The sequence below is a fragment of the Staphylococcus caeli genome (genome assembly GCF_900097965.1).
In the GTDB taxonomy this organism is placed as follows: Bacteria; Bacillota; Bacilli; order Staphylococcales; family Staphylococcaceae; genus Staphylococcus; species Staphylococcus caeli.
In genome coordinates this window covers 1-15,377 of record NZ_FMPG01000009.1, presented here as the reverse complement: position 1 = coordinate 15,377, position 15,377 = coordinate 1, and the positions used below count along the sequence as shown (strand labels likewise).

15 protein-coding genes and 1 pseudogene are annotated in these 15,377 nt (G+C 32.5%); 1 reads left to right on the top strand and 15 read right to left on the bottom strand.

Going from position 1 to position 15,377, the window contains the following annotated elements; translation table 11 throughout:
* Positions 1-15: 15 nt before the first annotated feature.
* From murD to bshC, 7 genes are all read right to left on the bottom strand, one after another.
* Positions 16-1,365: a UDP-N-acetylmuramoyl-L-alanine--D-glutamate ligase gene (murD, locus tag BJS11_RS09270; protein ID WP_069995659.1), complete on the bottom strand. Its 1,350-nt coding sequence runs from the start codon at positions 1,363-1,365 to the stop codon at positions 16-18.
* Between the two features lies 1 nt (position 1,366).
* Positions 1,367-2,332 carry a phospho-N-acetylmuramoyl-pentapeptide-transferase gene (mraY, locus tag BJS11_RS09265; protein WP_069995660.1) on the bottom strand — a complete coding sequence of 322 codons (966 nt, stop codon included), beginning with the start codon at positions 2,330-2,332 and terminating at the stop codon, positions 1,367-1,369.
* Between the two features lie 196 nt (positions 2,333-2,528).
* On the bottom strand, positions 2,529-4,790 hold the full coding sequence (locus BJS11_RS09260; RefSeq protein ID WP_069995661.1) for a penicillin-binding protein: 2,262 nt from the start codon (positions 4,788-4,790) through the stop codon (positions 2,529-2,531).
* Positions 4,771-5,163 carry a cell division protein FtsL gene (gene ftsL, locus BJS11_RS09255; protein ID WP_069995662.1) on the bottom strand — a complete coding sequence of 131 codons (393 nt, stop codon included), beginning with the start codon at positions 5,161-5,163 and terminating at the stop codon, positions 4,771-4,773. Before ftsL ends, BJS11_RS09260 begins: the two co-directional genes overlap by 20 nt.
* Positions 5,164-5,177: 14 nt before the next feature.
* The gene (rsmH, locus tag BJS11_RS09250; RefSeq protein ID WP_069995663.1) at positions 5,178-6,113 is read right to left on the bottom strand and encodes a 16S rRNA (cytosine(1402)-N(4))-methyltransferase RsmH; all 936 of its coding nucleotides are present in this window, start codon (positions 6,111-6,113) and stop codon (positions 5,178-5,180) included.
* Between the two features lie 14 nt (positions 6,114-6,127).
* A complete protein-coding gene (gene mraZ, locus BJS11_RS09245) occupies positions 6,128-6,559 on the bottom strand; it encodes a division/cell wall cluster transcriptional repressor MraZ (RefSeq protein WP_069995664.1) in 432 nt (143 codons plus the stop codon).
* 149 nt (positions 6,560-6,708) lie between these two features.
* Positions 6,709-8,322 (bottom strand): bacillithiol biosynthesis cysteine-adding enzyme BshC, encoded by a 1,614-nt coding sequence (bshC, locus tag BJS11_RS09240; RefSeq protein ID WP_069995665.1) that lies wholly within the window; start codon positions 8,320-8,322, stop codon positions 6,709-6,711.
* A 274-nt stretch (positions 8,323-8,596) separates the two neighbouring features.
* On the opposite strand from bshC, the gene BJS11_RS09235 reads away from it, so the two are divergent.
* A complete protein-coding gene (locus tag BJS11_RS09235) occupies positions 8,597-9,037 on the top strand; it encodes an N-acetyltransferase (RefSeq protein ID WP_069995666.1) in 441 nt (146 codons plus the stop codon).
* A gap of 32 nt (positions 9,038-9,069) precedes the next feature.
* Here the strand turns inward: BJS11_RS09235 and BJS11_RS09230 are convergent, their stop codons facing one another.
* From BJS11_RS09230 to BJS11_RS09195, 8 genes and pseudogenes are all read right to left on the bottom strand, one after another.
* Positions 9,070-9,756 (bottom strand): YjjG family noncanonical pyrimidine nucleotidase, encoded by a 687-nt coding sequence (locus tag BJS11_RS09230; RefSeq protein WP_069995667.1) that lies wholly within the window; start codon positions 9,754-9,756, stop codon positions 9,070-9,072.
* A gap of 130 nt (positions 9,757-9,886) precedes the next feature.
* Positions 9,887-10,021 (bottom strand): beta-class phenol-soluble modulin, encoded by a 135-nt coding sequence (locus tag BJS11_RS09225; RefSeq protein WP_011303334.1) that lies wholly within the window; start codon positions 10,019-10,021, stop codon positions 9,887-9,889.
* A gap of 47 nt (positions 10,022-10,068) precedes the next feature.
* A complete protein-coding gene (locus tag BJS11_RS09220; protein WP_069995668.1) occupies positions 10,069-10,203 on the bottom strand; it encodes a beta-class phenol-soluble modulin in 135 nt (44 codons plus the stop codon).
* Positions 10,204-10,247: 44 nt separating this feature from the next.
* Positions 10,248-10,382 carry a beta-class phenol-soluble modulin gene (locus BJS11_RS09215; protein WP_011303334.1) on the bottom strand — a complete coding sequence of 45 codons (135 nt, stop codon included), beginning with the start codon at positions 10,380-10,382 and terminating at the stop codon, positions 10,248-10,250.
* A gap of 47 nt (positions 10,383-10,429) precedes the next feature.
* A complete protein-coding gene (locus tag BJS11_RS09210) occupies positions 10,430-10,564 on the bottom strand; it encodes a beta-class phenol-soluble modulin (protein WP_069995669.1) in 135 nt (44 codons plus the stop codon).
* 42 nt (positions 10,565-10,606) lie between these two features.
* Positions 10,607-10,741: a beta-class phenol-soluble modulin gene (locus BJS11_RS09205; RefSeq protein WP_069995670.1), complete on the bottom strand. Its 135-nt coding sequence runs from the start codon at positions 10,739-10,741 to the stop codon at positions 10,607-10,609.
* A gap of 461 nt (positions 10,742-11,202) precedes the next feature.
* A pseudogene (locus BJS11_RS09200) lies at positions 11,203-12,515 on the bottom strand (IS1182 family transposase).
* A 287-nt stretch (positions 12,516-12,802) separates the two neighbouring features.
* On the bottom strand, positions 12,803-14,692 hold the full coding sequence (locus tag BJS11_RS09195) for a DUF5776 domain-containing protein (protein ID WP_069995671.1): 1,890 nt from the start codon (positions 14,690-14,692) through the stop codon (positions 12,803-12,805).
* Positions 14,693-15,377 lie beyond the last annotated feature (685 nt).

Genomic DNA, 15,377 nt, shown 5'->3' with positions numbered 1-15,377 from the left:
GTATTTTCACACCCTTTAAAAAGAAGGTAAGTTTGCTTGGAAACTTTTAATAAATTTATTCCCACGCTCTTCAAATGTATTATATTGATCCCAACTTGCACACGCTGGAGACAGTAAAACAACGTCATTAGGTTCTATAACAGATTGTATTTTATCCACTGCATCTTGAACGTCATTCGCAGTTAATACGTATTTACCTTGACTTTCGCCTAATTTCACAAATTTTTCTTTAGTCTCACCGAATGCAACCATCACACGAACATTGTCCATATGTGGAATTAATTCATCAAAATCATTGCCTCGATCTAAGCCGCCACATAACCAAATGATTGGTTGATCAAATGAATTTAGTGCAAATTGCGTTGCAAGTGTATTAGTGGCTTTTGAATCATTATAATATTTATTCGTCTTGTTCGTACCAACATACTGTAAGCGGTGTTCAATTCCAGAAAACGTAGTAAGACTATCTATAATAGCTCTAACTGATACACCTGAAAGTAATGCAGCCAGTACTGCAGCAAGTATATTTTCCAAATTATGTTCACCTGGCAACACTAAATCATCTTTATGAATGATTCTAAAGCCTTTAAAAACGATGTATCCATCTTGAACATATATGCCATCTACTTCTTGTTGTGTTGAGAAATAATACGTCTTTGCTTTTAATGATTCAGACTCAATTAAATGACGTTGATGAAAATTACATATTAAATAGTCATCTTCGGTTTGATTTTTATAAATTTGTTTTTTAGCATTTTGATAATTGTCTAATGTCTCGTGATAATCTAAATGTGCTGAATAGATATTCGTAATAATTGCGATATGCGGTTTATATTTGTCAATACCTAATAATTGAAATGACGATAACTCTGTAATTAAATAATCCTCTGAAGACACTTCTTGAGCAACTTTGGAAGCAACATATCCAATATTCCCTGACAACTTACCAATTACTCTACTTTTTTGAAACATATCTCCAATTAATGATGTAACTGTAGTTTTACCATTTGTTCCAGTGACAGCAATAATAGGCGCTTCGGAAATCAAATAACTCAATTCAACTTCGGTTAAAATTGTTAATCCTTTAGCTATTGCCGCTTCAATCAATGGCACTGAGTATGGAATACCAGGGTTTTTTACAATAATAGGATTGCTATCGAGCAACGATAAAGGATGTTCGCCCCCGATAACTTTAATACCCATATTTTCCAAATCTATTGCATGTGCATCTTGACTTAAATCTTTACCGTCATTAACAATCACATGTGCACCAAGTTTATTTAATAACTTCGCTGCTTCATAACCACTTTTTGCTAATCCAATGACCAGTACATTTTTTCCTTCTAAGCCTGTATATTTAAGCAATTTAGTTCACTCCAATCCATAAGCCGATTAGTCCTGAAATCAAGCCTACTGTCCAAAATACGGTAACAACTTTTTTCTCGTTCCAACCTACAAGTTCAAAGTGATGATGTAACGGTGACATTTTAAAAATTCTTTTACCCGTTAGCTTAAATGATGTTACTTGCATCATTACAGATAACGTTTCAGCCACAAATACAAAGCCTATGAATATAAGCGATAACTCTTGGTTTAACATGATGGATATCGTAGCAAAAATGCCACCTAGTGCTAAACTACCTGTATCCCCCATGAAGACTTTTGCTGGATTTAAATTAAATGGCAAGAATCCAAGCAATGCAAATATCATGATGACACAAAATATACCAATAGATGTTGCGCCTTGGAAGTAAGCCATAATTGCATACATCACAAAACCAATGATAGACAAACCAGTTGCTAGTCCATCCAAGCCATCTGTTAAATTAACCGCATTTGAAAAACCTACTTGCCAGAAGACAATAAATATTACGTATGCAATAGATAATGGAATTTCAATGTTAACGAATGGTATATGTATACCAGTTGAAAAATCAGTTAAATTGAATACTTGGCTTAAAATGAAAAATATAACTGCAATTGCAATTTGTGCTAAGAATTTTTGCTTACTTGTCAAACCTTGGTTATTTTTCTTAACAACAATAATGTAATCGTCAATAAATCCTATAAGTCCAAAACCAATCGTCACAAATAATAATAAGATTATGGGATTCGAATTATCCATAAAGATAATTGCTAATACTGATGTGATAATGATACTGATAAGAAAAGTAAGACCGCCCATTGTTGGTGTGCCTGTTTTCTTCATGTGGCTTTGTGGGCCTTCTTCTCTAATACTTTGACCAAACTTCATTCGTTTAAGCGTTGGAATTAATACTGGGACTAATATAAATGTGATTAGAAGTGCAATAATTGCGAGTAAATAAACCATATAATGCTCCTTTATTTCTTTAATTGGATTATGTCGTGATGCTCAGTAGTTAATTACTATGTAATAAGGTAACAATTGCATAAACGTTGATTGATCGTTTATTGACAGATCACCGTTTTGCAATTGCTACACCTTAATGTTCTAAATCATTCTATCTTTCAATCGAGAATAGTATACAAAAATCCTGTTTCTTCAATTAATTTTGTTTATCTTTCGAATCTTTGTCCTTGGATTGATCGCTTGATGATTGACTATCACTCGAATCTTGTTCCGATGATTGTCCATTTATATCTTCTGACGATAGCGTAACTTCAATTTTGTCATTTTTGCTTAATTTTTGACCTTTTGTTACTGATTGGTTAGATACAAAACCACTACCCTTAGTTGTAACCTTAGTGTTAGTAAGTTTTTCAAAAGCGACTACTTCTTCTTTTGTCCATCCTGTCATATCAGGTATAGTAAGATCTCCATCTGTTAATAACAGAACCTTACTATTCGGTAGTACTTCTTTATCTGGCGTAACTGATTGTTTCGTAACCTTTTCTCCGCTACCGATTACCACTGGCTCTATCGATTTACCATTTAATTTGTCTTGTGCTTTTTGAGTAGCTTGACCTTCTACATTTGGAATTTTGCTATATTTAACGTCGGAACTATCTTTTGAATTTTTATCTCCTACATTAAGATATTTCAACGTATTTTCCATAATAGGTTTAAATGCCTTACTTACACCCATTTCATAAGCTTCTTGGTCATTTTTTTGGGCCAAACTCATACCTGCATAAACAATTACTTCTGGATCATCTTTGGGTGCATCACCTATGAAACTAACAAAGTATGGGTTTGCACCATTGACATAGCCGCCATTATCCGAATCAGCTACTTGCGCAGTACCTGTTTTACCAGCTACGTCATATCCATCGATTTTATAATTTTGGGCATGACTATCTTTACTATTTACGACTTTATCTAGTTCAGTGCGCACTTTTTTAGCCGTATCTTTTGTAATTGGTTTTCCAGCAACTTCCTTTTTACCTTTATAAAAAGTATCTTTGCTGACTGGGTTTGAAATACTGTCTACAAACCATGGGTTCAGCATATTTCCATCGTTGAAAAATGCTGATTGCGCTCTAAGCATTTGAACTGGTGTAACTGTAGTAGATTGTCCGAATGAAGATGTTTTTTGTTGCGCTTCGTTATCCCAAGCGATACCACCAGTGGCTTCACCATCAAACAAGCCGTTAGTAGACTTACCAAAACCAAATTTCTCATACCAATCTTTCATTTTATCTGCACCAACTAAGTCTTGCAAATGCATCATTAACGTGTTGGAAGAATATGTGAATCCTAGTGACATTGGAATTTTACCCCAACCTACTTTATTCCAGTCAGAGATTTTTGAACCCATAACTTCACGAGGCTCAGCAGTATATTTTTCTTTTGGATCAAATTTTCCTTCTTGAATTGCGGCTGCTAATCCATAAGATTTAAATGTTGATCCTGGTTCATACGTGTTTTGATATAAATCATTGGCCCATTTCTTCCCGAAATCTTTACCAGTTTCTGGGTTGAATGTTGGTCTTTGACTGAATGCTAATATTTCACCTGTGTGTGCATCCATCACCACAGCAAATAAGTCTTTAGGTTTATAATGTTCAACCATGCCGTCCAATGCTTCTTCTACAAAAACTTGAATATTAGAGTCAATCGTTAAATGAACATCATCACCACGTTTTGGTGCTTTTTCTTGTTTAGTATTTGGTGCGATATAACCCCAAATATCATGTATATATGAGAGCGCACCTTTTTGGCCTGATAAATAACTATCAAAGATTTTTTCTACACCCATTGCGCCTTTAAGATCACCATTTTCTGGATCTTTTTGAGCCATACCGATAAGGTGAGATGCAAAGTTTCCATTAGGATAAAATCTTTCAGTCTCTGGATATAATGTCACACCTGGTAGCTTCATTTTTTCTATTTTTTCTTTTTCTTGATATGTTAAATCTGTGCCTTTTTGCCCAAACTCGACTTGAAAGGCCTTTTTATTGTTTAGCTTTTCTTCAATTTCTTTAGCTGACATATCAACTACTGTTGCTAATTTTTTAGCAGTCTCTTTTTTGTCAGTAACGTGTTTAGGTTTGTCACTGCCTTCACTTGCTTTTTTATCTACAATGGCCACAAGTTTATATCGTTCAACATCTTCAGCCAGAATTTTGCCATTTCTGTCATAGATTTTACCTCTTTCTGGTTGCTCTTGACTATGCACTAAATATTTCTCGTTTGCTTTCATGATTAAATCTTCACCGGATGAGTGACCGGTCAACATAATATATGAATATCTTAAAACCAACGTAAAAAAGAGCAGTCCGAATCCAAGGATGAGTAGGACTGCCCCTATTTTGCTTTGTTTAATTTGAAATTTAGGTTTTTTTAATCTAATTTTTCGCTTCGCCATTATTACGCACTACCTTTACATTGTCGTTCTTAAGGCTCATTCCTTCGTTCTTAGCCTTATCGTAAATGCGTTCATATGAAGAGTTCTTTTTAATTTCAGATTCTATTGCGCTGTTTTCACTTGATTGTTTTTCGATTTTTGTGTCCAAATCTGCAATTTTTCCTCGTGTATCATACGCATCCATTTTTAAAGATAGCATATAAATACTGATTAAAGCAATAACTGTTATAAGTCCTATGTATAACATCTTCTCAAACTTTGTAAGTTGAACTACGACTTTACGTTTTACGGTTTTCGGCTCTGTCCTTGGTTGCGACTCAGGAATTTGTGTTTCTATATCGTTATAAGGTTGATATATCTTTTCAACTGCCACTCATCATTCACTCCTTATTTTAAAATTTCTGCTACACGTAACTTTGCACTACGCGCTCTATTGTTTACTTCAAGATCATCATCACTAGCGGTGAAAGGTTTACGGTTAACGCGTTTCAATTTAGGTGTGTATGCTTCAGGTATGACTGGCAATCCCCTTGGTACATCAGGCCCTTTTTCGTATTCTTGAAACATTTGCTTACATAAACGATCTTCTAATGAATGAAACGTTATAACTGAAATCCTACCCTCTACTTTTACTGCTTCGATTGCTTGTTCTAACGATTGTTCAAATGAGGATAGTTCATCATTAACTGCGATGCGAATCGCTTGGAAAATTCTTTTCGCTGGATGTCCGCCCGTTCGTCGTGCTTTAGCCGGTATCCCTTCTTTAATGATGTCTACTAGCTCTAAAGTTGTTTCTATTGGCTTCTGTGCTCTATTTTGTTCTATACGTCTAGCAACTTGTTTAGAAAATTTTTCTTCGCCATAGCGATGGAAAATTCTAACAAGTTTTTCAAACTCCCAATCATTAACAACTTCATAAGCCGATAATGCCTGTGTTTGGTCCATTCGCATGTCTAATTTTGCATCATGATGATAACTAAAACCACGCTCTGGCACATCTAGTTGTGGACTAGAAACGCCTAGATCGTAATAAATACCATCTACTTTTTCAATATTTAAGTCATTTAAAATTTCAGTTATATTTCTAAAGTTGCTGTGTACGAAGGTTACTTTATGCAGATGATCTTTCAATACTGATTTAGCATTTTCTATAGCTGTCGTATCTTGATCAATTGCAATTAGTCTACCTTCGTCTCCGAGTTGATTTAATAAATAGAGCGCATGACCTGCCCCACCTAATGTACAGTCGACATACACGCCATCTTCTTTAATATTTAAATAATCAATGGTCTCTTTAAGCATTACGCTGACATGATGAAACAAGTTAACACCTCCATTTAGAAATCAAAATCTATTAAGTCTTCAGCAATGTCTTCGAAACTTTCTTCAGATTCATCATAGAAGCTGCTCCAAGTTTCTCTATCCCAAATCTCAATACGATTTGAAACACCAATTACTGTACATTCCTTACTTAAGTTTGCATATTGGCGTAAATTCTGTGGAATGTTGATACGCCCTTGCTTATCTAACTCTACTTCAACTGCTCCTGAGAAGAACATACGCATAAATTTACGTGCATCCTTCTTAGTCATAGGTAATGTCTTCATTTTTTCTTCAATGATTTGCCATTCTTCCAAAGTATAGCCAAACAAACATTTATCAAGGCCTCGAGTGATTATAAAACGTTCATTTAAATCATAACGAAACTTAGATGGAACTATCATACGTCCTTTGGTATCCAACTGATGTTCGTATTCTCCCATGAACATTTATAATCACCTCACCTTCTTATATATATAATTTACCACATCTCACCACTATCCTCCACTAATTATACAAATTTCACCAATTTTTCTTAAAATACATAAAAAAACACCCGATTCATCAAGTTGATGAATCGGGTGAAACCCTTGTGTATCTAAGGTTTAATGATAATATGATCAAAAGTGTAAGAAAGTGGTGGATAGGTGGAGGGACTGAACACATCTATCCCAAAATCATTCATAATTTGTAGTGGATTCCAAATTCTTTCTTGCAATCCTCCCATCGGATGTAATGACGCGCTTAACTCATTAAAATGCTTCATACTAATTGCGTTTTCTCTTTCTATATTTAAAAGGTATCTGTTAATTAAGTAATCAAACTGATTCTGATGAATTTCATTATTCTTCTCTAATAATAATTGGTTATCGTTACTATCAAAAACTTCATCTTTTAATGTTTCGTATAACTTTTCTTGCTGTATTTTCAACGCTTCTACTTTATCTATTAATGATTGTGAAGCTTGCGCTCGTACGAAGCTTTCTTTACTTTCTGCGATACCATTTTTAATAATAGATCGTGCTTCCAAATTATATTGCGCAAGTAACTTTTGAGTCCGTGTATACATATAACTGATTCTCAATCTTGGTAACACAATTGGCATCTCTACATCCAAGGTATGAAATACCTCTTTTAATTCAGCCCAATATTTAATCTCACTTGGGCCACCGACAAATGCCACTGTATTAAATAACCATTCTTCCATAATTGGACGTGTTACCACATTATTAGAAAAGCGTTCTGGTTCTACTTCTAATATATTAAGTAATTCTTCTTTAGTAATATATTTGTCTGATTTATTAAGATAGAAGTGATCATCTTTAAACGTTAACAATTGTCGCATGTTGTCTTCTTGTAAAAACAAATGCACATTAGTTTCTGTTTGTATCATTTGATCCAAGCCGTTATCGATTGTATTTTTTTGACCAGATCTAAAAGCGGTATCTACTGCTTCATGTTGTTCGATAATTTGTTTAATAAATGGTCGTTCTATTTTTCTCAATTCCGGATCATTTGCATCAATCATTAATAATCCATACGATTTGAACACTTCATGTAATAACGCTTTGAACATATCTGTCCAACAATCATATTGTTCAATAATAGAAGTACACATCTTTAATAGTTGCTTCGTATGTACTGTTTCATTCAATTGTTGGAAAAACTGTCCAAGTGTCTCTTTTAGTTGTTCTTTATCTGGATAATATGTTGATACGCTTGCTTCTGGTGGTGTCATCGTATGATATTTTACTTTTTGTAAATTTGCTTGTTGCGCATTGTAAGCATAAGTATGATTGACTTCATCAAAATCATGATCTTCTCCTGCAATCCAAAATACTGGTAACACATTTGTATCATAATCCTTCGAAAGTTTTTCACTCAAGGTAATGATTGAAAATATCTTATGAAACGTGTATAAAGGACCGCCAAACAATCCTGCTTGCTGACCACCTATAATTACTTTAGCGCCTTCACTTAATAATCTTAAATTTTCAGACTGCTGTTCAGATAATGTTAAATCACTCATATAATGTGCTATAACTTCCGAAAGAGCTTCTTCTCTACCATTATTAGTAGCTGTGAGTTGCGTATGGTAACTGTTTTCGTCCATTGCATCAAATTGATAAAACTGCCCTAGCGTTGAATCACTATTTTTTATTTTCGATATAAATTGATCTTTTTCGTTTAGTTTCGTAATCATACAATCCATGCGTAATTCTCCTTATGTTACTCTATTCCTAATTAGTATAAAGTTTATATTCAATATTGACAATTTTACGGCCTATATTTTTATATTATTTATTGCTAAATAAAGTTACGTATGTAAGTTACACAACAATCTACTAATTCAAATACATATTTCAACTAATTTATTGAGATAAAAACTTATCCATAAATGGTTAAAGATTTAAACCGCTATTTTTGTGAAAAAACAATTAAAATAAGGTATAATAGTATGTAATAATGCAAAGGGGGAAGATGCTATGAGTAATGTTAAGCGTCTCGATATCAATTACAAAACAGACGAACTTTTCGAAGATTTCCGTAACTTCGGAAACGAAGATTTATATTTAGTTGACGAACTTCGTGGAGAGATGATTGATGCAAGTTCAGATTCACCATTCTACGGTATTTATGTCGGCGACCGTTTAGGGGCAAGAATGGCGTTATACCGTAAAGGAGAAGTAGAAGAAACATACTTCCCAGACTTCGATGATTATAACGTATTATGGAAATTAGAAGTTTTACGCGATTTTCAAGACCGTGGTTACGGCAAGGCACTTTTAGACTTTGCCAAAGAACAAGGACTCCCTATTAAAGTTATCGCTCGAAATCAGTCTAAACCATTTTTTATTAAGCATGGTTTCACTGATTTAGAAGCAGTTAATAGAGATGGTCACGACGTATTAGTTTGGAAGCCATAATTAAAAGAGATTGCATGCGTGCAATCTCTTTTTTATTTTATAAGTGTTAATATTTGGTCTAACGAATTAATAGTGTGGTCAGGAATGATACTTGACTCATTAATTTTCTTTCTTGGATTGAACCAACATGTTTTGATACCCGCATTTTTGCCGCCTAATATATCAGAAGACAATGAATCTCCTATTATTATTGCATTTTCGCGTTTATCTTCACCTATAACATTAAATACAAAATCAAAGAATTCTGGCATTGGCTTTTGGTAACCTGTTTGTTCAGAAACAAATATATCTTTAAACCACTGCTCTATTTCTGTCTTTGCAATACGTCTTTCTTGTGTTTCTAACACACCATTCGTCACAATATATAAATCATGCTGTGTTTTTAATTGTGCTAGCGTATCTTTAGTGTTCCTAAAATATTTAATTGGCGCGTTTGCTAATTCATTTCTAAAAATTTGATCCGCCTCATTACCATCGACAGTTAATTGATGCGACTCAAAATAAACTTCAAATCTTTGACTCAAAACTTCAGTTTTTGTTAGTTCATTTTTTTGGAAAGCATTCCAGTGTGCTTCATTGACCAACATAAAATTTTGTAAATCTTCATTATTAACTTCTAAGTTGTAATGCTCTGCTAATTTATAAAATGCATATGCTTCTGCACTTTTAAAATCAACTATTGTATCATCAAAATCTAAAAGTAAACTCTTTCTCTTCATTATGGGTACCCTCTTTTACATTCAAATCTTATAATAATTAAATATATGCTTTTGTAGTAGTATACATGATTTTATGGCACAAAAAAATGGCCAAGGTTATCACCCTGACCATTGTTTATACATCCGAATACTAGAATCCGAATAATTTAGATAATACGCCTACACCGTTTTCTACGATGCTTACGATGCTTGTTCCTAATTTCGCGCCGTCTCCAGCAATACCTGCTTGTACTGTTTCTTTGATTGCGTTAAATAAATCTGCCATTTTAAATTACCCCTTTATTTTATATTTTTGTATTATTTATATTTGAATTAAAGTCCGAAAACTTTACCTAATAAACCTACACCACTTGATACGATATCTACGATGCTTGAACCTAAGTCTGAACCGTTACCTGATTTTGCTGCTTTTACTGTATTTGCGATTGCTTCTGCTAATTTAGCCATAATTAAATTCTCCTCTATAAGTTTATTTTATATATAATTTAATACTAGAATCCGAATAATTTAGATAATACGCCCACACCGTTTTCTACAATGCTTACGATGCTTGTTCCTAATTTCGCGCCGTCTCCAGCAATACCTGCTTGTACTGTTTCTTTGATTGCGTTAAATAAATCTGCCATTTTTATTTGCTCCTTTATTTTATATTTTTGTATTATTTATATTTGAATTAAAGTCCGAAAACTTTGCCTAATAAACCTACACCGCTTGATACGATATCTACGATGCTTGAACCTAAGTCTGCACCATTACCTGATTTTGCTGCTTTTACTGTATTTGCGATTGCTTCTGCTAATTTAGTCATAATTAAATTCTCCTCTTTGTTTTATATTTATATATTTTAATACTAGAATCCGAATAATTTAGATAATGCTCCAACGCCATTTTCTACGATACTTACAATACTTGTTCCTAATTTTGCGCCGTCTCCAGCAATGCCTGCTTGAACTGTGTTTTTAATTGCTTCGAATAAACCTTCCACTATAAACACTCCTCGTTAAAATTAGTTTGTTATGACTGTATCTTCGTTGCAAACGATGCATTTCAAAAGTTGTTTTTTGTTTAGCTATCGTTCGATACATTTACTATAAGATAATATGTCATTTAATTGTGTGATTTTTCTTACTCAGCCTTAAAAATGCTTTAACTGTTAAATAATCTAACTTTTACAACAGTTTTGAATGCTTAACTGTATAATACGCAATTAAATTATATGCAATTAACTGAATATCACAAATTTTCTACATCTATTTCTTTTGTTAAGGTTAAATTAGTTTCGAATTTAACCTCTATCAATTGTTCACTTATTAATATTAATAGATAAAAAAAGAGAGCATTCATTTTTTGAATGCTCTCAGAACGTTGACAAACCCTTCGCAAATAAACGCGAAGGGTTTGTTTATTTTCCATTTATATAGTTTTTTCAAAAATAGTTGTGGTCTTTCAGACCATTACTGGGCCTTTTATTAGCAACATTGCGATTTTTTTAAGATTCATGGCAGCACAAATTAGCGTGGTATCCATGGAAACTTTGTCATGTCCTCTATATCTCGTCCATCGCATACCATGCTGCTCTTTTGCATCGCCAAATCTTCTCTCTATTGTTTGACTTCGCATTTTATATTGTTTTTTAATTGTATCCACAAATCTTAAATCTTCAACTATATCTAAATCATCTTGCCAAACATGTCTTCTAATTTGTTTTATGGCATCTTTACTTTCAGTACATTTACTTAGTAGTGGGCAATCTCGACATATTGAACCATCTGATACATATAATCTGTGTCCTGTTGGCATTGTTCTTTTATATAATAGCGTTTCATCATTAGGGCAAATATAAGTATCATAATGTTCATCGTAGATGAAATCTTTTGTTCTGAAAAAACCAGGTTTTCCTTTAGGTCTCGTATATGGCATTGCTGGTACTGTTGCTTTTTCAAGTAAAAAGTGGGCATTAAAAGGTGTTTTATATCCTGAATCAATTGCTAATGTGATAGGTAACATCTGCTTGATCTCTAATCTTTCAATCATTGGTTTGAGTTGTGTACTATCGTGAATATTACCAGGTGTCACATGCTTATCAATAATATAACCATTTTTATCTACACATGCGTGTAAACTATAAGCAAATTGCTTTTCTCGTTCGCCTTTAACGTAGTATCCGGCTTCTGGATCCGTCGTACTTATCTATTTGGTTTTATATTCCTCCTTGCTTTTATTTTTTATTGGCTTTTTTCCTTGTGCTCGCCTTTATTCATTTATTTCATTATCCAAGTCTTCTTGGAAGTGAAGTGCATCTTTTTTACAATCTTTTTGATGTATTTATTCTTATTTGCATTTGCTTTAATATGTGTAGAATCAATGAATAAAGATGAGTGATCTATTAAGTTATTTTTGATAGCTATTTCTAGTATCTTCTCAAATATTTGTTCAAATAAATCTGTATCATGAAAACGACGTGTATAGTTCTTACTAAAAGTTCCATAATGAGGTACTTTATCTAAAAAGCTATATCCTAAATACCAACGGTAAGCTACATTTGTTTCTATTTCTTTAATTGTTTGTCTCATTGATTTAATGCCAAACAATCTTTGTATGAGTAATATTTTCACTAAAATCACAGGATCTATAGATGGTCTACCATTATCAAGACAATATTTGTCTTCGACAAGTTCATACACAAAATTTAAATCTAATATCGCATCGACTTTACGTAATAAATGATTATTAGGGACTAATTCAGAGATAGAAATCATTTCATATTGATCTCTTTTATCAATTGATTTATTCAACACAATAAACACCACCACTGTTTAATTTACATATATTATAATATTTTTTGTGAAATATTGGCAGTGATTTATGCCGACTCCTGCGGGAATAGCACTAGCCGAAGACTACAGGCTAAGGCAGTGCCCTCGGAAAGCGTGCATAAAAAAACTGCCAACAAAGTCGGAGACTTTGTCGACAGTCTGAGAGCATTCATTTTTTGAATGCTCTCTTTCAATATCCACATTAGATATAAACAATTTCATTTGGGATTTTAAACTTCTTTCACAAAATCACGATTGGCTGTAATGAAAGTATTATTCAATGTTTTTAATCTCGGTGTACCTTTAGGTGATAAGACAATTTTTTTAATTTCAATTTGATCTCCGTTATTTAAAATATTAATTGCTTCACCTTCAAACTTTCTATTTTGATACTCCTTACATTTTTTTAAGATAGTAACACTTTGAGGTAAATCATAGATATATTTGTCTGAAGTCGCTTTAACTATACGATTCACGAATTGCTTATTTGCAGTTATAAAGTAACCATTGGCTGTTTTTAATCTTGGCGTCCCTTTATGTGTTCGTACAATTTCTTTAATTTCTATCAGTTCACCTACTTCAATATCTTCTTCTGTCAGTTGATTAAACTCAACATCTAGATATTGATGCGCTTTTTTGATAACGATAACTGTTTTAACATTTTCTGATAAATATTTGTTGGTAGCATCTGGATTTTCGTTTGCTCCTCCAGTACCTTCAAACTCAGTTTTAAAATTTTGTCTTCTTAAATTTACTGTGTCGTTTGCATTTGGCAAGTTCATATTCACTGTTATAAATTTATAATCATCATATATGATGCCTAAATTAAAATTATAATCACATTGCTCTAAATCTTCTGTGTTGATATAAATGTAATTTTCTTTTTCTATAAAATTAAGTGATTTATAATTCAATTCATTGTTAATTTCTGATAGTAATACTTTGTTCACTTGTTTATCATTGTCTTTATATACACGAATAGCTTCTTTTAAATTTTGATCAATCCATTGTGTTCCTTCATAAACTGCAAATATTGGTTCTTTCACTGGAAGGGCTTCTTGCAAATGTTTGGGCATTAAAAAGTAAACTTGATTGTCTTTAACATATTTTTTGGCTTTCCCAGCTTGTATAAGTATTGTTATAAAATCGTTTAACTTTTGATATTCTTCATTTTTTAAAAATTGATAAATATTTCTGAATTTATTCTCAAGCAAATAGTCTTCTACATTTTTACCGTATCTCTTAATTTCCTGTGTCATTTGATGAAATAAATCATAAAATGATGCCTTGTTTTCTGCATTTAAAAAGCGATTATTGTTAAAAAGACGAGCCATAAAATCTACTTCTATAATACGACTAATAGCTTGAAATTCTGCATACGCTGGCAAGTTCAATTTTAAAATTTCTTCTAATATTTTTAAATTAAGTCTAGTTTTTTCTAAAATACTGGTTTGTCCAACGAGTGATTGATTGTATGTGTAGCGATTAACATGATATACAGGTACTGAGTTCATTGATGCTGTTTTGCATTTTGATATCGCATCAATAAAAAACAATTTGTCTTCTCCATATTTCATATGTTTAAATTCAATTTCATTATCTATTATAATCGCTCTTTTGATAATTTTACCTGGTGGTCCAACAGCTCTAAATATCCTTTCGATTTCATATGGCACGAGATTATTTGCAACTTTATATGAACTAAAGCGACCAAGTTTTTTTTGAATTTTTTCAGTATGTTTAACACTTTGTCCAAAAGCTACATCAGCTCGATGTTCTGCAGCCTGATTTACTAACATTGGTAATCCCTCTGCATCTAACCAATCATCAGCATCTAAAAATGTTACATAAGTGCCTTTTGCCTCTTTGATGCCAACATTCCTCGGCGTTGACGGACTTCCAGAATTTTCTTCTAGCTGTATACTTTTGATAAAACTATATTTTTCGGCAAAAGCTTCCGTAATTTCTAATGACTTATCAGTTGAGCGATCATCTACAAAAATCGCTTCTATTTTTTCTTTATCAATATTTAGCTTTTGAATCGATTCAATACAAGCCTCTAAAAATAATTCCTTATTGTAAACTGGAACAATAATTGATAATAATTTCTCATTTTCCATTTCTAGAATCCCCTTTTATCTTGTCACTCAGATTTTAATAATTACGTTAGTGTTTAGTATTTCTCTATCGCAATTATTTTCCCAAAGTATTTGAACTTCTTTAATGCTTATCAACTCTATCTAAAGTTAACACATATCATAAACATGTAACACAAATAAACCAGCTTATTTTTAAATATAATACTGATATGGCTACAAATAATATATTATGCTGAATTCAAACTATACTTAAAATTTGCTTTTAATTATGCACAATCGAAATTTTCATTTCCAAAAATATTACTGTGACACAGAGTATCTTCTATGATTAACCAAACATTACCATTATAGAAATAGTACACTTGGTTCATATAACTCATTTAACTCAAACAACTTAATACCAGTGGAAATCAGAAATCCTTGTGCTTACTTAATCGTACTGAACAAGGAATATTGAGCCAGTGATGTCATATTAATTAATGGTATTTCATAATTTGTTTCCACTAAAACAATCAAGAATTAACTTACTCACTGCCGATTTTATAATTATTTGAATCAGTAGCTAAAAAAGTGGGCTGTACACTTTTAACGGTTGGTGAGTAAAATCATCAATCGTTTTTTTTATGTTTGAATACAAAAAAAGCACAAATATCTCTATAATTATAAGCGACGAAACCATAATTAAGGAGAGATATCTGTGCCGTAT